Origin of the sequence: Streptomyces tibetensis (assembly GCF_040647715.1) — a bacterium.
GTDB classification, from domain to species: domain Bacteria; phylum Actinomycetota; class Actinomycetes; order Streptomycetales; family Streptomycetaceae; genus Streptomyces; species Streptomyces tibetensis_A.
Genome location: NZ_JBEZCR010000003.1, coordinates 188,990 through 207,782, shown reverse-complemented (window position 1 = coordinate 207,782; position 18,793 = coordinate 188,990). Strand labels below are relative to the sequence as shown.

The window sequence follows — 18,793 nt, the reverse complement described above, 5'->3', positions numbered from 1 at the left end:
TCGTACTCGTCGGAAAACTGCTTCTGGAAACGGCTCTTGATAGCACTCGGGCGGGTCGAACGGACCCGCCGGTACCAAGGCTAATGCTCTTGCGGTCGGTGACAAGACGTCACCCGGTTGTTCCTTCGCGCTGGGAACTACCCTGGTGGGGTGCGTGACAAAACCCAAACGAATTCCGCCGCTCCCGGTGACCGCCTGGTCCGGGCCGGGGCCGTCGTGTTCTTCATCGGCGCCCTGGCCACACTGGTCACGGTCGCCCCGCTGTTGCTCGGGACGACTCCCTTTCCGACGTACATGTTCGGATTGAGCATGCTCATGGCCGTCGGATTCCTGATGGCCGGAGCGGGAGTGCTGCGTTCCGTGGCGGCGGGCCGGTGTCAGGCGCGTGCGGGACGGTAGTCCGAAAGCCACCGCGGGAATTCGGTCAGATCGGTGAGGACGACGTCCGCGCCCGCCGCGCGCAGTTCCTCCGGCGGGCAGGGGCCGGTGGCCACCGCGACCGAGAGGGCCCCGGCGGCCCGGGCTCCGCGGACGTCCCCGACGTGGTCGCCGACGTAGACGCCCGCGTCGTGCTCGCGCAGGGCCTCCGCCTTCTGCTCGGCCCACAGGTCACCGATGACGGCGTCGGGCTCGATGCCCAGGTGGGCGAGGTGCAGTTTGGCGTTGGGCTCGTACTTGGCGGTGACGACTATCGCGCGTCCGCCGGCCTCCCGTACGGCCGCTATGGCCTCCCGGGCGCCGGTCAGGGCCGGGGTCGCGGTGATGGCGATCGCCGGGTACATCTCCCGGTACAGCTCCGCCATGGCCGGGACCTCCTCGGCCGGGAACCAGTTGATCAGCTCCTCGGCCAGCGGTGGCCCGAGCCGCGTGACCGTCAGGTCGGCGTCGATGTACGTGCCCGTGCGCTCGGACAGTGCCTGGTAGCAGGCGCGGATGCCGGGCCGGGAGTCGATGAGGGTCATGTCGAGGTCGAAGCCGACGGTGAGTGCCATATGGGCCATTGTGCCCAGGGGGTGTGAACGGCAGACGTCCGGCTGTGGTCGCCGGGGCCGTGTCCGTCAGCGTGGGCGCTGGGAGCGCCACACCAGGAACAGGGCCGAGGCCACGGCCGCGCCCCTGACCACCCACGGCCAGGTCTCCGACACGGCCGCGTTCATGTGGCCCTCGGCGATCGGGGTGCCCCAGCGGCCGTTCATCCGGCCCCACAGCCAGACCACGCCCCCCGTCAGGGAGAGGCCGGGCAGGATCACGACCGCCCACTTGGTCTCGGCCTGGGTGAGGCGGCGGGAGGCGTAGGCGATGAGCCAGCCGAGCAGCAGGACGAACCAGTTGCCGAGGACGGCGCCGGCGACGAGGAGCCCGGCGGCGATCAGCAGGAGCGGGTTGCTCCAGTTCCCGGCGGGGAGCCGGACGAGACGGCGGCGGCCCCTCTTCCCGGCCGGGTCTGCCGCGTCCGCCACCTCGGCCGTCTCCACGGCCGGGGCCGTCTCCTCGGCGTCCGGCCTCTCCTGCTGCGCTTTCCGCGGCGCCGGCGGCTTCAGCAGGTCGGGCAGCTCCACACCGCCCACGAAGCCGGGCACCTCGTCGCCCACGCCGAAGGGGCCGCTCTCCACCCGCCACCAGTCCGGCTGGAGCGCGCTGTCCCCGAGCTCGTGCCCGGCGGCCAGATGCGGCGGGGCCGCACCGTCGGACGGCGCGGGGTGGGGGTCCTCGGCGGGTCGCGCCGGGCGGGGGCGCGGTACGACGCGCCGCATGACGCCCCTGGCCCGCTCGCCCCGCTCCTCCGGCTCGGTCTCGCGCTGCACCGGCACGGAGGCGGAGGCGGAGGCGGCGCTGTACGGCTCACCGGTCGTGCCGCCCGCCGCCGCGGTCACGATGTCGTCGGGGCTGCCAAGGCGGGACAGGATGCGGCGGACGGCGGCGGGCGAGTCGACGGTGGCCTTCGAGCGGCGCTTGTCGATCTCGTTGCGCAGGTCCGCGACCAGACGCATGCGGGTGGCCGACGACAACTGCCGCTGCTGGGCCACGTCGCCGACGCGGCTCAGATACTCGTAAACGACCTGGTCGCTCTCAATCCCCACGAAGTCCCCTCCGGGGCGGGTGCGTTGCGTGACGCCGTCGCCCGACGGTACCGCGAGTGCCCGCCGGGCGGCCAAAAGCCCGTCCCGCGTACGGGGGGGGGCGGAGCGGCCCACGGTCGGCCCGGCCGCCGGGGGCGACCCGCTACCGTGGACCGGATGAGCACCGAGGACAGGCCCACGGCCCCCCGCTCCCTCGCGGAAGCGCTCCGCGCGCGGGATGATGCTTCGCTGGGCGCGCTCCTGCGCAGCCGCCCGGATCTCATCACGCCCGTCCCCACCGACCTCACCCAGCTCGCGACCCGCGCCGGCACCCGTGCCTCGGTGGTGCGGGCCCTGGAGCGGCTGGACCGGTTCGCGCTGCAGACGGCGGAGGCGCTGGCCGTGGCCGGGGATCCGGCGACGTACGGCGAACTGCTCGGGCTCATGGCCGGGGACGACGCCGACCCGGCCGTGGTCGCTGCCCTGCCGCATGCCGTCGGCCTGCTGCGCGAGCAGGCCCTGGTGTGGGGCGACGACGACCGGCTGCGGCTGGTCCGCACGGCGCGTGAGCTGCTGGCCCCCTCGCCGCAGCACCCCTCGCCGACCGGGCTCGGCCCGACGGTCCGGGAGGCCACCGCCGGGATGTCCCCGGGCCGGATCCAGGAGATCGTCGCGGCCGCCGGACTGGCCTCGACACACGACTCGGTCTCCGCGGTGACCGCCCTGGCCGCTCTGTTCACCGACCGGGCCCGGATGGCGGCGCTGCTCGCCGGCGCCCCGGCCGACTCCCTCGACGTACTGGAACGCCTGGTGTGGGGTCCGCCGTACGGGCAGGTCACCGCCGATCCGGCGCCCCGGCTGCGCTGGCTGCTGGACCGCGGGCTGCTGCTGCCGACGGCGCCCGGGACGGTCGTGCTGCCGCGCGAGGTCGCGCTGCACCTGCGGCGGGGCCTGGCGCACCGGGCGGCCGAGCCGGTACCGCCGGTGGTCGAGGCGGCCGCCGCACATCGTCCACAGGTGGTGGACAGCACCGCGGCCGGGCAGGCGTACACCGCGCTCGCGACCGTCGAGGAGCTGCTGAAGGACTGGGACGAGGGCGGTCCGGCGGTGCTGCGGGCCGGTGGGCTGAGCGTGCGGGACCTGAAGCGGACCGCCGTCGCCCTGGACGTGCCCGAGCCGACGGCCGCGTTCTGGGTGGAACTGGCGTACGCGGCCGGTCTGATCGCCTCGGACGGCGAGGCCGACGAACGGTACGCGGCGACCCCCGCCTACGACGAGTGGCTCGAGCAGCCCCCCGCGGAGCGCTGGTCGCGGCTGGTCACCGCATGGCTCACGGCGACCAGGACGGCCGGTCTGGTGGGCGGGCGGGACGCCAAGGACCGGACCCTGTCGGCGCTCGGCCCCGGCCTGGACCGCTCGGCGGCGCCCGAGGTACGGCACCGGGTGCTGGCACTGCTCGCCGCGCTGCCGGAAGGCGCCGCACCCGCCGCGGAGTCGGTGCTCGCCCGGTTGCGCTGGGAGCGGCCCCTGCGTGGCGACCGGCGCGAGGACGACCTGCGCGGCCGGCTCGCCGAGTGGGCGCTGACCGAGGCGGAGCTGCTGGGTGTGACGGGCCGGGGCGCGCTGTCGACCCAGGGCCGGGCGCTGCTGGGCGCGCCCGCGGCTGCCGCGGCTGCCGCGCCGGATCCGGAAGCGGAACCCGCCGGGCCGGGCGCCAAGCTGCCCGTCCACCACCACCGCTCGGCCCCGCCCGCTCCCCTCTCCCCGGCCGAACAGGCCGTCGCCTCCGCCGCCGCGGCCCGGCTTCTGGCGCCGCTGCTGCCCGAACCGCTGGACCACGTGCTGCTCCAGGCCGACCTGACGGCGGTGGCGCCCGGGCCGTTGCGGCGGCCGCTCGCGGACATGCTGGGTGTGCTGGCGGACGTCGAGTCCAAGGGCGGGGCGACCGTGTACCGGTTCACGCCCGGCTCGGTGCGGCGGGCGCTGGACGCCGGTCAGGCCGCCTCCGACCTGCACGCCTTCCTCGCCGCGCACTCCCGCACGCCGGTGCCGCAGCCGCTCGCGTACCTGATCGACGACGTGGCCCGCCGGCACGGCCATCTGCGGGTGGGCGCGGCCTCGGCGTACGTGCGCTGCGACGACGACGCGGTGCTCAGCGAGATCCTCGCCGACAAGCGGGCCGCCGGGCTCGGGCTGCGCCGGCTCGCCCCGACCGTGCTGGCCGCCCAGGCCGACCCGGCGGGGCTCCTGGAAGGCCTGCGGGCGATGGGGTTCGCGCCGGCCGCCGAGTCCGCGGAGGGCGATGTGCTGATCACCCGCGCCCTGGCCCACCGCACCCCGCCCCGCTCCGCGCCCGAGCCGGTCCCGGACGGCCCGCCGGTCCCCGACGACGTCCTCCTGGCGGCCGCACTGCGCGCCATCCGGGCCGGCGACCTCGCCTCCACGGCCCCGCGCAAGCCGGGCACGGCTCCGGCGGCCGACGGCGAACTGCCCCGCACCGGCGCCGCCGAGACCCTCGCCACCATGCAGGCCGCCGTGCTGACCGGCGAGGCCCTGTGGATCGGCTACGTCAACGCCGAGGGCGCCGCCAGCCAGCGGGTCATCGCCCCGATCCGCGTCGAGGGCGGCTTCGTCACGGCGTACGACCACACCGCGGACGAGGTCCGTACGTATCCGCTGCACCGGATCACCGGGGTCGCCGAGCTCGCCGACGACGCGGGCTGACGGCCCCGCGTCACGCGCCGGCGCCGCGAACCGCCCCGGAGGGTGTGGGTTGCGGCGCGCGGCTTGTCGGTCGGCGGGCCGCGTCACCCGTTCGGGTGCGCGCGGCCGTTCATGCACGCCACGCCGGGGATTTCCCACGCTCGGGCGACCTTTCCGGGTGTGCCGCATCCCGCCGTGTGCGCGGGGGCAGCCACCGGGTGTCCTGTGAGCCGCTCCGAAAGGAAATCCCCCCATGCGCGCTGTCCGTCGAGTCGCCGCCGTCCTCGTCACCGCCGCCCTGATGACGTTCGGCGGACTCGCCACCCCGGCCTCCGCGGTGAGCATCGACGTCGCCGGCCTCGTCCTGGAGACACCGCAGATCTGATCCGCTCCCGTCTGATCCGCTCCCGCTGCACCCGTCTGTTCCGCTCCCGTCTGATCCGCTCCCGCTGCACCCGTCTGTTCCGCTCCCGTCTGATCCGCTCCCGCTGCACCCGTCTGTTCCGCAGCCGTCCGATGTGCTCCCGCGGGCTGTGCGGGCCGGTCCGGGCGTCCCCGGGCCGGCTCGCGGCGGTGCGGTGTCGCCGTCCTCCGATGTCAGTCTTCGAAAGGCCCTGCTGTCCCCATGCGTGAGAACCTGCCCGCCGCCGCTCTCTGTGCCGTCGCGCTCTCGGGGGTGCTCGCGCCCTCGGCCGCGGCGGCCCCCGCGGCGCCGCCGCCCCTGCCGGTCGCCGCTGTGGAATCACTGGTCACCGAGGGGGTCGGCATCGAGGGCCCGCTGGTCAACAACATCAGTCTGCCCACGCTGAAGTAGCGCGGCGCGTGCGGTAACTGTCCCCGTCGAGCCGCACGAGGTCGGCGTGATGGGCCAGGCGGTCCGTCAACGCCGGGGCGGACGGGCCGAAGACCTCGTCCCAGCGGCCGAGCGGGCGGTCGCTGGTCGCGATCAGCGAGGCCCGCTCGTAGCGGTGGGCGACGAGCCGGAAGAACAGGCCCGCGGTCGCCGCGTCGAAGGGCGTGTAGCCGATCTCGTCGACGATCAGGAGGGGGTGATCGTCGAGAGCGGTCAGCTCCGCGTCGAGCCGGCCGGCGGCCCGGGCGTCCGAGAGCCGGGCCGCCCACTCGGAGGCCGTCCCGAACAGCACCCGGTGCCCGGCCTGGCAGGCGCGGACGCCCAGGGCGACGGCGAGATGGGTCTTGCCGGTGCCGGGCGGTCCGACGAGAACCACGTTGCGCCGGGCGGTGACGAACTCCGCCTTGCCCAGCCGGGCCATGGTCTCCCGGTCGAAGTCCCGGGGGTGCCGCTGGTCGAACTCCTCCAGCAGCTTGCGGGCGGGGAAGCCGGCGGCACGGATCCGGGCCTCGGCGTCGGCGTCCGGGCCGGACTGCCGGGGGAGGGCCGGTGCGGGCCGCACCGCAGCTTGCTCGACCTGCGCGGCCCCGGACTGCACGGACCCGGCCGGTGGATGCCCCGCCTGTGCGGGCCCGGCGGCCGGGGCATGCGCAGCCTGCGTGTGCCCCGCCTCGGCTTGCCCCGCCCGCCCCTGGCCTGCCCGTGTGTGCCCGGCCTGCGGCCGGTCGGCGTGGCCCCGGTCCGCCTGCGCGACCATCGGCCCCGACATGTAGGCGAGGATCGCCGCCGAGGCGATGAACGCCATGTGGATCACCGTCCCCCACAGCAGCGCGTGGCGGGAGGTGTGGTGGACGTCCACGAACATCTGCAGCAGGTGCACCGAGGAGATGCCCACGATCGCCGTGGCGAGCTTGACCTTGAGCACGTTGGAGTTGACGTGGGAGAGCCATTCGGGCTGGTCACGATGGCCCTGCAGGCCGATGCGCGAGACGAACGTCTCGTAGCCGCCGACGATCACCATGATCAGCAGGTTGGCGATCATGACGACGTCGACCAGCTTGAGCACCGCGAGCATCACGTACGTCTCGGTGGCGTGCCCGCTCACGCACATCAGGATTAAGGTCCAGAGCTCCTTGAAGAACTTGTAGACGTAGACGCCCTGGGCGGCCACCAGCCCGAAGTACAGCGGGGCCTGGAGCCAGCGGGTGGCGAACAGGGCGTAGCCGAGCGTGGTGGTCGTCGGGTTGCGCACGTGCGCCATTCTTCGGGGCCGCGATGGAAAAACTGAATTCACACCACACGTTGGGATGAATAGGCATTCAGTACGACCGGACGCGCAGATCACACCACCTGACGCGGTCGATCAGGCACACTGGACGTTTGGCCGAGGCGTCGCGCTGTCGAGCCGTCCGAGCCCTCCGGCCACAGAAAGGGTGCCGCGCGTGAATGGTCCGCTGATCGTCCAGTCCGACAAGACCCTGCTCCTGGAAGTCGACCACGAGCAGGCCGACGGCTGCCGCCGGGCCATCGCCCCGTTCGCGGAACTGGAGCGGGCGCCGGAGCACATCCACACCTACCGCGTGACCCCGCTGGGCCTGTGGAACGCCCGCGCGGCGGGCCACGACGCCGAGCAGGTCGTGGACGCGCTCGTGCAGTACAGCCGCTACCCGGTGCCGCACGCGCTGCTCGTCGACATCGCCGAGACGATGGACCGCTACGGCCGTCTCACCCTGTCCAAGCACCCGGCGCACGGACTGGTCCTGACCACCACCGACCGCCCGGTGCTGGAGGAGATCCTCAGGTCGAAGCGGATCACGCCCCTGGTCGGCGCCCGCATCGACCCGGACACGGTCGCCGTGCACCCCTCCGAGCGCGGGCAGATCAAGCAGACGCTGCTGAAGCTGGGCTGGCCGGCCGAGGACCTCGCCGGGTACGTCGACGGCGAGGCGCACGCGATCGAGCTGGCCGAGGACGGCTGGGCGCTGCGGCCGTACCAGAAGCAGGCCGTGGAGAACTTCTGGCACGGCGGTTCGGGCGTCGTCGTCCTGCCCTGCGGTGCGGGGAAGACGCTGGTCGGGGCCGGGTCGATGGCCCAGGCGAAGTCGACCACCCTCATCCTCGTCACCAACACCGTCTCGGCGCGGCAGTGGAAGCACGAGCTGGTGAAGCGGACCTCGCTGACCGAGGACGAGATCGGCGAGTACAGCGGCACCCGCAAGGAGATCCGGCCCGTCACCATCGCCACGTACCAGGTGCTGACCACCCGGCGGAAGGGTGTCTACCCGCACCTGGAGCTGTTCGACTCCCGGGACTGGGGGCTCATCGTCTACGACGAGGTGCACCTGCTGCCCGCGCCGGTCTTCAAGTTCACCGCCGACCTCCAGGCGCGGCGGCGGCTCGGCCTGACCGCCACGCTGGTCCGTGAGGACGGCCGGGAGTCGGACGTGTTCTCCCTGATCGGGCCCAAGCGGTTCGACGCGCCGTGGAAGGAGATCGAGGCGCAGGGCTACATCGCGCCCGCCGACTGCGTGGAGGTCCGGGTCAATCTGACGGACTCCGAGCGGCTCGCGTACGCCACGGCCGAGACGGAGGAGAAGTACCGCTTCTGTGCGACGACCGCGACCAAGCGGAAGGTCACGGAGGCGCTGGTCCGGAAGTTCGCGGGGCAGCAGATCCTCGTCATCGGGCAGTACATCGACCAGCTGGACGAGCTGGGCGAGCACCTCGGGGCGCCCGTGATCAAGGGCGAGACGTCGAACGCGCAGCGGGAGAAGCTCTTCGACGCCTTTCGGGAGGGCGAGATCAGCGTGCTCGTCGTGTCGAAGGTCGCGAACTTCTCGATCGACCTGCCGGAGGCGACGGTCGCGATCCAGGTCTCGGGCACCTTCGGCTCCCGGCAGGAGGAGGCCCAGCGCCTGGGCCGGGTGCTGCGTCCCAAGTCGGACGGCCACCAGGCGCACTTCTACTCGGTGGTCGCCCGGGACACGATCGACCAGGACTTCGCCGCGCACCGCCAGCGGTTCCTGGCGGAGCAGGGGTACGCGTACCGGATCGTGGACGCGGACGAGCTGCTCGCGGAGAGCTGACGCGCCGGTCGCTCACTGCCGACTCACTTGCGGCGGACCACGCCGACTTCCTGTCCGTACTGGCCGAGGACGATCACGTCGAAGGCGGCGCCCGCGAAGACCCTGACGGCGCGCAGGGCGTCGCCGAGGCGGTGACGGTGGCTGCCTGTCACTGCGGTGGCGCCGGGCGGACGGCCCGGTGCCGGGGCGGGGTGGATGGTTGCTGCGCTCATGTCTCCATGGTGCGATTCGGCCCATAAGGCCCGCGTCGGTCTCGAGACCGAACCTCCCGGCCGCCGCGTACGCCGCTGGGCCGACCCGCTCCCCCGAGGAGGAGGGGCCCGTCCCCCACCTGTCCCCTAGGGGACAGAAAAACCGTTCGCGGACACCACCCCCGCTCCTCTAAAATCTCCGCTCTTGCCCGCCTCCCTCGCGGAGTGCCGTCGACCGGACGGAAACCGGTCGGCACCTCACCGCCCACCCCCAGCAGGTCCCTCCGGAGGCACCCCCTTGTCCACGCCCGTCGACGACGACCCGCTCGCGCGTGAGCGCTCCCACCTCTCCTCGTCCCGATCCGCCCTGCGTGCCATGCGCGAGGACGTCGAGGCCCTCGACATCAGCAACGTCACCGCGAACTGGGTCGACGCGGAGGTGCTGGCCCGCCAGATCGAGGAGCGCATCGAGGCGCTGGCCGACCTCAGCGACACCCCGCTGTTCTTCGGCCGGCTCGACTACCTGCACGCCCCCGGCATCGAAGCGGCGGAGGGCGCGGAAGGCGAGCGCTTCTACATCGGTCGCCGCCATGTGCACGACCACGACGGCGACCCCATGGTCATCGACTGGCGCGCGCCGGTCTCGCAGCCGTTCTACCGGGCCTCCAAGAAGGACCCGATGGACATCGCGCTGCGCCGCCGCTTCGGCTACACCCGCGGGGACATCACGGCGTACGAGGACGAGCACCTGTCGGACCCCGCCGCTGTGACACTATCCGGCTCCGCCGGGGGCTCCCGGACCAGCAAGCTGCTCCAGCAGGAGATCGAGCGGCCGCGTGTCGGCCCGATGCGGGACATCGTCGCGACGATCCAGCCGGAGCAGGACGAGATCGTCCGGTCCGGTCTCGCGGGCACGGTGTGCGTGCAGGGAGGCCCGGGCACCGGGAAGACCGCCGTCGGCCTGCACCGGGTCGCCTACCTCCTCTACGCCCACCGCGAGCGGCTCGCCCGCACCGGCACGCTGGTCATCGGACCGAACCGGTCCTTCCTGCACTACATCGAGCAGGTCCTGCCCGCGCTGGGTGAGCTGACCGTGCAGCAGGCCACCGTCGACGACCTGGTGGCGCACGTGGAGATCACGGGCACGGACGAGGCGGCCGCGGCCGTCGTCAAGGGCGACGCCCGCATGGCGCGGGTGCTGCGCCGGGCCCTCTACGCGCACGTCACGATGCCCACGGAGCCGGTCGTGGTCGTGCGCGGCTCGCGCCGCTGGCGGGTCCCGGCGTACGAACTGGAGGACATCGTCCGCGAGTTGCTCGACCGCGACATCCGCTACGGTGCCGCGCGCGATGCCCTGCCGCAGCGCATCGCGCATGCCGTGCTGGTGCAGATGGAACGGTCGGGGGAGGCGCCGGACGACCGGGTGCAGGACGCGGTGGCCCGCAACAGCGCCGTCAAGGCGGCGGTGAAGGCGGTCTGGCCGGCCGTCGACCCGGCGAAGCTGGTGCTGCGGCTGCTGTCGGACGCGGAGTTCCTCGCCGTGCACGCGGAGGGGATCCTCGACGAGGACGAGCAGAAGGCGATCCTCTGGGAGAAGCCGGCGCGGAGTGTGAAGTCCGCGAAGTGGTCCACCGCGGACGCCGTCCTGATCGACGAGGCCACCGACCTGATCCAGCGCACGCACTCCCTGGGGCACGTCGTCGTCGACGAGGCGCAGGACCTCTCCCCCATGCAGTACCGGGCGGTGGGCCGCCGCTGCACCACCGGCAGCGCGACCGTCCTCGGCGACCTCGCCCAGGGCACGACACCCTGGGCGACCCGGAGCTGGCAGGAGGCTCTGGCCCACCTCGGCAAGCCGGACGCCCTGGTGGAGGAGCTGACGGCCGGCTTCCGCGTCCCGACGGACGTCATCACCTACGCGTCCCGGCTGCTCCCGCACATCGCCCCCGGCCTGACCCCGGTGGCCTCGATCCGCGAGAACCCGGGCCACTTCGAGGTCCGGCCGGTGACGGGGACGGCGGACGTGGTCGACGCCTGCCGGGAGTCCCTCCGCCACGAGGGCTCGACGGGCCTCATCGCGGCGGACGCCCGCGTGCCCGAACTCGCCGAGGCCCTGACCGAGGCCGGCGTCCCGTATCTCGGCCCCGGTGAGGAGACCACCCAGGACACCCGCCTGACCCTGGTCCCTGCCTCCCTCGCGAAGGGCCTGGAGTACGACTACGTGGTCCTGGACGAGCCGCAGGCCGTGGTCGACGGCGAGCCCGACGAACGGACGGGCCTGCGGCGCCTGTACGTGGCGCTGACACGTGCGGTGTCGGGTCTGACCGTCACGCACGCGGCCGGGCTGCCGCCGCAGCTGGCGTCAACCACTCGTCCCTGAAGCGCCGGGAGGCCCCGGGCGCCCGCATCGCCCTGACCGCTCAGGTCGCGACGAGGCCGCCGTCGGCGTTGAGCACCGCGCCGGTGATGTAGCCGGCCCTGTCGGAGGCCAGGAACACTACGGCCTCGGCGATCTCCTCCGGCTCGCCGGCGCGGGTGAGCGGTGTGTTCCGGCTGAACTCGTCGAACAGCTCGCCCACCGTGTCGACGGCCGTGTCGGTCCGGATCGGGCCGGGCGCCACGGAGTTGACGCGTACGCCCGCCGCGCCGAACTCGACGGCCCACGACCGGGTCAGCGCGTCCATCGCGGCCTTGGAGGCGTTGTAGACGGAGCCGACCGGGGTGCCGATCTGCCCGGCGACCGACGAGACGTTGACGATCGCACCCTTCTTCTTGGCCACCATGGCCGGCACGAGAGCGGCCGTCAGGAAGTAGGTCGCACGTACATTGACGTCGAACACCTGTTCGTAGCTGTCGAGCGGCTGCTCGGGGGTCGTCGAGAACGGGAAGATGCCTGCGTTGTTCACCAGCACGTCCACCTCGCCGACCTCCTCGGCGAGCTTGCGGACGTCGTCGATGTTCGCGACGTCCGCGACGACGAAGTGGCCCGTCCCGCCCACCTGCTCGATCAGCTCGACGGTCTCCTTGCCGAGCTCGGCCCTGCGCCCGGTCACGTAGACGGTGGCTCCCGCCTCCGCGAGCTTGACCGCGATCGCGCGGCCGATGCCCGACGTGGCGCCGGTGACGAGTGCCTTCTTGTCCTGCAGTTCGTTGGTTGACATGTCTGCAAACGTGGCAGCGCCAGATCGTCAGAGCATAATTTCCGCATATACGGCCTGGTCGGCTCGCGGAGGATCCGCCGCGAGCAGCCCGAATCCGAAGCGCACGAACTGTGGCAGCCGGTAGCGGCCGAGTACGAGCGGCTCGATCAGGTGCACGCCCGCCAGTGACTCCAGCACCAGCTCGATGCCGCCGGGGTCGGCCCCGGACATCTCCGCCGCCTCGTGGCTGTCGATCACCTCGGCGTCCTGGCGCGCGAAGCAGGAGAGCATGTGCCGTTCCGGATCGCTCAGTTGTTTCTCGGCCTCGATCAACGGGGCCAGCATCGCGGTGCAGTCGGGCGGGATCACCTCTCCGAGCCGGCGGTCCCGCCCCATCTGCAGCAGAACCATCTCGATCGTCCAGTGCGGACGCGAGCTGAGCCTGCCGCCGACCACCCTGATCGGGTGCGGCAGTCGCGAAAGGCGTTCCAGCAGCACCTCGGCCTGCTCGGGTTCCGCTTCCACGCGTACCGGACCCAAGACCTTGCGGAGGAACTCCCGTGCCTCCCGCTCGGTGAGCCCGGCGATCTCAAGCCAGGTCACCCCCGGCAGTTCGTTCAACTGGCGGACGCTCGTGATGATCATCGCCGAGCCGGGCGTGGCGAGATCGCGTACGGCCGCCGCGTCCGGTACGTCGTCGACCACGACCAGGAAACGCTTGCCGCGCGCCTTCTCCCGCCACAGGGCGGCTTTGTCGCCGACGGGGTTCTCCACGCCGACGGCGCGCAACAGCTCGTCGGCGACGTCCCCGCCCCTGACGAAGATCTGCCCGTCCGGGAAGCGGCCCTTGACGAGGTGGCCGATCCGGGTGGCCAGCGCGGTCTTGCCGCTGCCCCGCATACCGGTGATGCCCACGGTGCCCGGCAACGTCCGGAGAGCCTGCGCGATCTCCTCGGCGCGGCCGGTGAAGTCGATCAGATCCGGCAGCAGCTGCTCCGGTCTGCGGGTCGGGGTGAGGTCGCCGTTGAGGATCTGCGCGTAGACGTTGCGCAGCTCCGGGCCTGGTTCGAGACCGAGCTCCTCGTTGAGGAGTGCGCGCGCCCGGTGGAAGTGGTCGAGCGCTTCGCCCTGCCTGCCCTCCAGGTAGAGCGCGCGCATCAGGAGGGCGCGCGGTCGTTCCCTGAGCGGGAAGGCGGCGACGTGCTTCTGCAGCTCCAGCACGTCGGGCTCGCGTTCGAGGCAGTCCTCCCGCGCCTTGAGCCGGTGGTCGCCGAGCCGCACCCGTTGTGCGTCGAAGTAGGCACTCCGGAGGCCTTCCAAGGGCTCGCCGCGGCAATCGTCGACGATCTCCGCGCGGACCGTGTATCCGCCGTCCCTGGACGTCAGGTTCAGCTCCGGAAGCGTCTTGCGGATCTTGTACACGTACGTCCGCAACGCCATCACCGCGCTCGGCGTCGGGTCGTCCCAGACCATGTCGATCAACTGGTCGTTGCTCAGCCGGATGCCGTTGTTCAGCAGCAACGCCGCCAGCACCGCCCGCTGCTGGCGCGGCCCCAGTTCGACCTCCTCCTCGTCGCGCCAGGCTCGTACCGGACCCATCAGTGAGAAGCGCAGGCTCATGCAACGGCACAACGCACGGGTACCTCCCCTGCTTCCCCGCACAGAGGCGATCCGGGGACGTGCGACGGCGAAGCGCCCTCTCCCGTCGAGGTGTTGTGAAGCATCACCGCACGCGGGGCACCGCCACCCAGGGGGTGGGACCCGACGGCGTTCAGACGGTGTCCAGGGCGGCCCGCCACCGTGCGACGGCATCCGCCGACACCGGTGCCTCCCAGCCCTCCGGCCGGGCCGCCCCGCCGATGTGGAAGCCGTCGACCCCGGCCCTCAGCAGCGTCGGCACGTGGTCGAGCCGGAGCCCGCCTCCCACCAGGAGCTGCTGCTCGTACCCCGGCTGTCCCCGCCGGGCAGCCTCCGTGAGCAGCACGGGCAACCCGTCATCGACCCCGTCCGCCGACCCGGCCGTCAGGTACGTGTCCAGCCCCGGCATCCCGTCCAGCTGCTTGCGCAGGGCGTCCCGGTCGGCGGCCCGGTCGATGGCCCGGTGGAAGGTCCAGGGGCAGCCGTCCAGAACCGCCACCACCCGCTCCACGGCGGCGAGATCGACCGTGCGCCCTCCGTCGAGGAAGCCCAGCACGAACTCCTCCGCCCCGGCCTCCCGCAGCTCACCGGCCACCCGCACCAGCCGTTCCACATCCCCCGCGGCGAAGCCGTCCGCCAGACGGATCATCACCCGCAGGGAGATGTCGACCGCACGCCGGATCCCGGCGACGGTGGCGGCCGACGGGCTGAGCCCGTCGGCCGCCATGTCGGTGACCAGCTCGAGGCGGTCCGCGCCTCCCGCCTGGGCGGCGACCGCATCCTCGGCCCCGAGGGCGATCACCTCCAGGACTGCACGCTTGCTCATGTGGCCCCTTCGTCGGCATGCGTCGGCGTTCGATGACAGGCTTGACTGACAGGTCTAGTCCAATCAAGACTACGCTGCCCGTCCGCGCCGCCTCCGATGCCCCCGGGGACGCGCTCACGCGAAGATGTTCAGCTCCTTCGCCTCCACCCCGGCCAGCTCGAAGTCCGGCGCCCCGTCGACCGGCCGCCCCATGTACAGCCGTACGAGTGTCGGTCCGTCCCCGATGAAACGGCCCGGGGGGCGTTCCCCGCCGCTCTCGCCGAGCCGCAGCGGCTCGTCCAGGTCGTCGAGGTCGGCGTGGACCGGCACGTGCCCCCGCTCGCGGGTGATCCGCGCGAGCAGTGCGAGCGCGTCCGGCAGCCCGGCCCCGCCGTACGCCCCCGGCTCGCCCAGGGCCTCGCGGACGTCCCCGGCGTGCACCCACTCCCCCAGGGCGAGACCGTCCAGCTTCCCGTCGGCCCGGGCGATCACGGGCCCGGCCTGGCTCATGCCCCGTTCCAGCTCGTCGACGACCTGCGCGTCGCTCCAGTCGGCCCGCTCCGCGATGTCCCGGTCGTTGGACTCGGGTGAGAACACACCCTCCTCGAGCCTGCCCTCCGCCACCCGGGTCAGCGCGGCCGAGCAGTGCGCCAGCACGTCCCGCACCGTCCAGCCCGGACACGCGGCGACCGGCCGCTCGAAGTCCTCCCCGGCCAGGCCCCGCAGCAGCGGGATCAGCGCGTCACGCTCGATCGTGAGCAGCCGCCCGGGCTGCTCGGGGTCCCGTACGTCATACACATCAGCAGGTGTCGTCATACCCCCACGCTAGGTGCCCGCACCCGCTCGGCGGGAGAATGCCCCCATGGCCGATCTCGACTCCCTGCGCACCCGCTTCGCCCGCGCCCTGGAAGCGGCCCGGGGCCCGGCCGCCGGCCCGGACCCCGCGCCGTACGCCGACAACCTGCTGGCCCGCTGGCAGGAGCCCCAGCGCCGCTACCACACGGCCGAGCACCTCACCGCGGTCCTCGACCGCGTCGACGAACTCCAGCGGTACGCGCACGACCCGGACGTGGTCCGGCTGGCCGCCTGGTTCCACGACGCGGTCTACCTGCCCGACCGCTCCGAGAACGAGGAACGCTCGGCCCGCCTCGCCGAACGCGCCCTCGTGGAGGCCGGCGTGCCCGAGGCGAAGACCGCCGAGGTGGCCCGCCTGGTCCGGCTCACCGTCACCCACGACCCCGCCGACGACGACCCCGACGGCCAGGTCCTGTGCGACGCCGACCTCGCGATCCTCGCCTCGCCCCCGTCGGCGTACGCCGCGTACACCACGGCCGTCCGCGAGGAGTACCACTTCGTGCCCAGCGACGCCTTCCGCGAGGGCCGCGCCGCGATCCTGCGCCAACTGCTCGACCTCCCCCGCCTGTTCAGGACACCGCACGGCACCGCCGCGTGGGAGGCCACGGCCCGCTACAACCTCACCGCCGAGCTGGAAATGCTGTCGCCCCCGCCCCACGACCCCTCGTAGCCTGCCCCCATGTGGACAACGGGTGCGGAACAGGTGGAGCAGGCCGTCGCCGAGTGCGTGGGGCTGTTGGGGACGGTCGCCGACCGGGACTGGGAAGGGGTGCGGGCCGGGCGGCTGGAGTGGGACTGCCGGGGGACGGCCGTGCACATCGCGAGCGACCTCATCGCCTACGCGGGACAGTTGGCCGGCCGGGAGCCCGAGGGGTACACGCCCTTCGAGATCTCGCTGGACGAGGGGACCGACAACGCGGGCGCGGTGCAGGTGATCCGCACGACCGGCGCGCTGCTCGCCGCGGCGGTCCGCACCACCCCGCGTGACGTGCGGGCCTTCCACCCGTACCCGTTCCGCAGCGCGAACCGTGAGGGGTTCGCCGCGATGGGCGTGGCCGAGGTGCTGCTGCACACGCACGACATCGCCGAGGGGCTGGGCGTGCCGTACGAACCGGCACCCGAGCTGTGCGACTTCGTGCTCACCCGGATCTTCCCGCACGTCCAGCCGGGGCCCACCCCGTGGACGACCCTGCTGTGGGCCACCGGCCGCGGGGAACTGGCCGGACGCGCCCCGGTCACGCAGTGGCGCTGGAACAACAACCTGGTGATCGGCACCGAGCGGCTCACCCTCGAGGGTGTCACCCCGGCGGCCGCGGCCGACCTGTCCACGGTCGGCGACGGCGGCTTCGAGTGGATCGAGGGCGGCCCGCTGGAGGGCACCCGGGTCGGCACCGGGCTGGTGTACAAGCAGTACGAGGACGGCGTCCACCGGCCGGAGTGGGGCACCTACGTGCTGGTCCGGCGTGAGGACGGCCGCGCGATCGGCGCCATGGGATTCCACAGCGTCCCGGACGAGGAGGGTCGGGTGGAGGTCGGCTACGACCTGGTCGAGGGCGCCCGTGGCCACGGCTACGCCACCGAGGCGCTGCGCGCGCTGTCCGCCTGGGCGCTGGGCCGGGACGAGGTGCGGACCGTCGTCGCGAACGTCGAGCGGGACAACGCGCCCTCGCAGAACGTGCTCTCGCGCGCCGGGTTCGTCCAGGTCGCCGAGGACCCCGAGCAGCTCACCTACGAGCTGGCCCAACCCCGCGAGGGACAGCGCTCCCTGGGCCGCCGCAGCTGACCTACGAGCTGCGCGAACCCCGCGAGGGACAGCGCCCCTTGGGCCGCCGCAGCCCCGCCGCGTGCAGCAGCCGCACCACCTCGCGGCTGCTGACCTCGACGGCCCCGGCCCGCACCACGTCGGCGTACCGCTGCTCGGGGATGTCGTAGTGGTCGCGTTCGAAGGCCCGGCGCGGGATGCCGAGGCGGGCGGCGAAGGTGTGCAGTTCGTCGTAGGACACGTCGCTGACGAGGTGGGACCACACGCGGCCATGGCCCGGCCAGGTCGGCGGGTCGATGTAGATCGTCACCAGGACCTCACGAGGACGCCGGCCCGCCGATGGCCTCGCCCAGCGACCCCACGGCGGCGACCTTCACGCCCGCCTCGCTGCACACCCAGTGCGGGTCGGGCCCCAACTCCGGTTCGACGTCGAGGGCGTGCGGGTCGCCGGTGCCGCACACCGGGCACAGCGGCCAGCGGCCGTACCGCTCCAGCAGCGCGTCCTGGACGTCCTGCGCGACCAGGCCCGCCACGTACCGGGCGCCCTCGGGCCACTGCTCGACCCACCATCGGCGCTGCTTGACGGACTCCTCGACCAGCGACACGACATCCGCGTCGGCGACGCGTCCCGCGACGAGATCGGCCAGCACGAGGGCGCGCGCGGCGTGCAGCGCCTGCTCCAGGGGGCTGATGGGTTCCATGCACCCATTGTGCGCACTCTTGACCCGAACGCCGCGCCGAAAATATCTTTCAAGCGTGACCCGTGACGTGAAGGAAATTTTCGCCCGTGAGCGTGGCGGCTCCTCCGGCGCGAGCGCCGCCCCGCCCGCCCCGGCCGCCCTCGCGGCCAAGGTCCGCACGCTGGGGCCGTCGATGACGCGGTCCATGCAGCGCGTCGCCGAGGCCGTCGCGGGCGACCCGGCCGGCTGCGCGGCCCTCACGGTCACCGGCCTCGCGGAACTCACCGGCACCAGCGAGGCCACCGTCGTACGCACCGCCCGCCTGCTGGGCTATCCGGGTTACCGGGACCTGCGCCTGGCCCTCGCCGGCCTCGCCGCCCAGCAGCAGTCGGGCCGCGCCCCGGCCATCACGACGGACATCGCGGTGGACGACCCGATCGCCGACGTGGTCGCCAAGCTCGCCTACGACGAGCAGCAGACCCTCGCCGACACGGCCGCCGGCCTCGACACCGTCCAACTGGCCGCGGCCGTCACCGCACTGACCACGGCCCGCCGTACCGACGTCTACGGGGTCGGGGCGTCCGGCCTGGTCGCGCAGGACCTCACACAGAAGCTGCTGCGCATAGGGATGCTCGCGCACGCCCACAGCGATCCGCACCTGGCCGTCACCAACGCCGTGCAACTGCGCGCGGGCGACGTAGCGATCGCCATCACGCACTCCGGGTCGACGGGAGACGTCATAGAGCCGCTGCGGGTGGCCTTCGAGCGCGGAGCGACGACGGTGGCGGTCACCGGCCGCCCCGACGGTCCGGTCACGCAGTACGCCGACCACGTCCTCACCACGTCCACCGCACGGGAGAGCGAGCTGCGCCCGGCGGCCATGTCGTCCCGGACCGGTCAGCTCCTCGTGGTGGACTGCCTGTTCGTGGGGGTGGCGCAGCGGACGTACGAGAAGGCGGCGCCGGCGCTGTCGGCGTCGTACGAGGCGCTGGCCCACCGGCATCGTTCCTGAGGCAGCCG

The 18,793-nt window shown here is 73.0% G+C and carries 19 protein-coding genes; 9 read left to right on the top strand and 10 right to left on the bottom strand.

Annotation, left to right across the window (positions count from 1 at the left end):
• Nucleotides 1-150 precede the first annotated feature (150 nt).
• Complete coding sequence (locus tag AB0B29_RS09635) at nt 151-399, top strand: hypothetical protein (protein ID WP_362236264.1); 249 nt, start codon at nt 151-153, stop codon at nt 397-399.
• Here AB0B29_RS09635 and AB0B29_RS09630 read toward each other — a convergent pair.
• Entirely contained in the window at nt 378-1,001 is a 624-nt protein-coding gene (locus AB0B29_RS09630) for an HAD family hydrolase (protein ID WP_362236261.1), read from the bottom strand. The two genes, AB0B29_RS09635 and AB0B29_RS09630, sit on opposite strands and share 22 nt — an antisense overlap.
• Before the next feature lie 57 nt (nt 1,002-1,058).
• A complete protein-coding gene (locus AB0B29_RS09625) occupies nt 1,059-2,081 on the bottom strand; it encodes a hypothetical protein (RefSeq protein ID WP_362236259.1) in 1,023 nt (340 codons plus the stop codon).
• 156 nt (nt 2,082-2,237) lie between these two features.
• Here AB0B29_RS09625 and AB0B29_RS09620 point away from each other — a divergent pair, with 156 nt between their 5' ends.
• From AB0B29_RS09620 to AB0B29_RS09610, 3 genes are all read left to right on the top strand, one after another.
• Nucleotides 2,238-4,784, top strand: coding sequence for a helicase C-terminal domain-containing protein (locus AB0B29_RS09620; RefSeq protein ID WP_362236256.1), 2,547 nt, complete (start codon nt 2,238-2,240; stop codon nt 4,782-4,784).
• A gap of 232 nt (nt 4,785-5,016) precedes the next feature.
• A complete protein-coding gene (locus AB0B29_RS09615) occupies nt 5,017-5,148 on the top strand; it encodes a hypothetical protein (protein WP_257027809.1) in 132 nt (43 codons plus the stop codon).
• A gap of 240 nt (nt 5,149-5,388) precedes the next feature.
• Nucleotides 5,389-5,577, top strand: coding sequence for a hypothetical protein (locus AB0B29_RS09610; RefSeq protein WP_362236253.1), 189 nt, complete (start codon nt 5,389-5,391; stop codon nt 5,575-5,577).
• On the opposite strand, the gene istB is transcribed toward AB0B29_RS09610, so the two are convergent.
• Nucleotides 5,555-6,868 (bottom strand): IS21-like element helper ATPase IstB, encoded by a 1,314-nt coding sequence (gene istB / locus AB0B29_RS09605; protein ID WP_436845814.1) that lies wholly within the window; start codon nt 6,866-6,868, stop codon nt 5,555-5,557. The two genes, AB0B29_RS09610 and istB, sit on opposite strands and share 23 nt — an antisense overlap.
• Nucleotides 6,869-7,058: 190 nt before the next feature.
• Here istB and AB0B29_RS09600 point away from each other — a divergent pair, with 190 nt between their 5' ends.
• On the top strand, nt 7,059-8,702 hold the full coding sequence (locus AB0B29_RS09600) for a DNA repair helicase XPB (protein ID WP_362236247.1): 1,644 nt from the start codon (nt 7,059-7,061) through the stop codon (nt 8,700-8,702).
• A gap of 23 nt (nt 8,703-8,725) precedes the next feature.
• On the opposite strand, the gene AB0B29_RS09595 is transcribed toward AB0B29_RS09600, so the two are convergent.
• Nucleotides 8,726-8,914, bottom strand: a complete 189-nt coding sequence (locus tag AB0B29_RS09595) for a hypothetical protein (protein ID WP_362236245.1) — start codon at nt 8,912-8,914, stop codon at nt 8,726-8,728.
• Nucleotides 8,915-9,191: 277 nt separating this feature from the next.
• Here AB0B29_RS09595 and AB0B29_RS09590 point away from each other — a divergent pair, with 277 nt between their 5' ends.
• The gene (locus tag AB0B29_RS09590) at nt 9,192-11,273 is read left to right on the top strand and encodes a HelD family protein (RefSeq protein WP_362236242.1); all 2,082 of its coding nucleotides are present in this window, start codon (nt 9,192-9,194) and stop codon (nt 11,271-11,273) included.
• A gap of 40 nt (nt 11,274-11,313) precedes the next feature.
• On the opposite strand, the gene AB0B29_RS09585 is transcribed toward AB0B29_RS09590, so the two are convergent.
• The 4 genes from AB0B29_RS09585 to AB0B29_RS09570 form a co-directional block, all read right to left on the bottom strand.
• Nucleotides 11,314-12,054 carry an SDR family NAD(P)-dependent oxidoreductase gene (locus AB0B29_RS09585; protein WP_362236239.1) on the bottom strand — a complete coding sequence of 247 codons (741 nt, stop codon included), beginning with the start codon at nt 12,052-12,054 and terminating at the stop codon, nt 11,314-11,316.
• A gap of 27 nt (nt 12,055-12,081) precedes the next feature.
• Complete coding sequence (locus AB0B29_RS09580) at nt 12,082-13,632, bottom strand: BTAD domain-containing putative transcriptional regulator (RefSeq protein ID WP_362236236.1); 1,551 nt, start codon at nt 13,630-13,632, stop codon at nt 12,082-12,084.
• A gap of 172 nt (nt 13,633-13,804) precedes the next feature.
• Nucleotides 13,805-14,497 carry a copper homeostasis protein CutC gene (locus AB0B29_RS09575; protein ID WP_362236233.1) on the bottom strand — a complete coding sequence of 231 codons (693 nt, stop codon included), beginning with the start codon at nt 14,495-14,497 and terminating at the stop codon, nt 13,805-13,807.
• 114 nt (nt 14,498-14,611) lie between these two features.
• Nucleotides 14,612-15,292: a maleylpyruvate isomerase family mycothiol-dependent enzyme gene (locus tag AB0B29_RS09570; protein WP_362236231.1), complete on the bottom strand. Its 681-nt coding sequence runs from the start codon at nt 15,290-15,292 to the stop codon at nt 14,612-14,614.
• Nucleotides 15,293-15,338: 46 nt separating this feature from the next.
• Between AB0B29_RS09570 and AB0B29_RS09565 the strand changes: the two genes are divergently transcribed.
• Together AB0B29_RS09565 and AB0B29_RS09560 are read left to right on the top strand one after the other, a co-directional pair.
• Nucleotides 15,339-16,001: an HD domain-containing protein gene (locus AB0B29_RS09565; protein WP_362236227.1), complete on the top strand. Its 663-nt coding sequence runs from the start codon at nt 15,339-15,341 to the stop codon at nt 15,999-16,001.
• Between the two features lie 9 nt (nt 16,002-16,010).
• A complete protein-coding gene (locus AB0B29_RS09560) occupies nt 16,011-17,114 on the top strand; it encodes a GNAT family N-acetyltransferase (protein ID WP_436845813.1) in 1,104 nt (367 codons plus the stop codon).
• 1 nt (nt 17,115) lies between these two features.
• Here AB0B29_RS09560 and AB0B29_RS09555 read toward each other — a convergent pair whose 3' ends face one another.
• Both AB0B29_RS09555 and AB0B29_RS09550 read right to left on the bottom strand, forming a co-directional pair.
• A complete protein-coding gene (locus AB0B29_RS09555) occupies nt 17,116-17,403 on the bottom strand; it encodes a DUF4031 domain-containing protein (RefSeq protein WP_362236224.1) in 288 nt (95 codons plus the stop codon).
• A 7-nt stretch (nt 17,404-17,410) separates the two neighbouring features.
• A complete protein-coding gene (locus tag AB0B29_RS09550; RefSeq protein ID WP_362236221.1) occupies nt 17,411-17,794 on the bottom strand; it encodes a hypothetical protein in 384 nt (127 codons plus the stop codon).
• Nucleotides 17,795-17,849: 55 nt separating this feature from the next.
• Between AB0B29_RS09550 and AB0B29_RS09545 the strand changes: the two genes are divergently transcribed.
• Nucleotides 17,850-18,785, top strand: a complete 936-nt coding sequence (locus AB0B29_RS09545; protein ID WP_362236218.1) for a MurR/RpiR family transcriptional regulator — start codon at nt 17,850-17,852, stop codon at nt 18,783-18,785.
• Nucleotides 18,786-18,793: the final 8 nt, after the last annotated feature.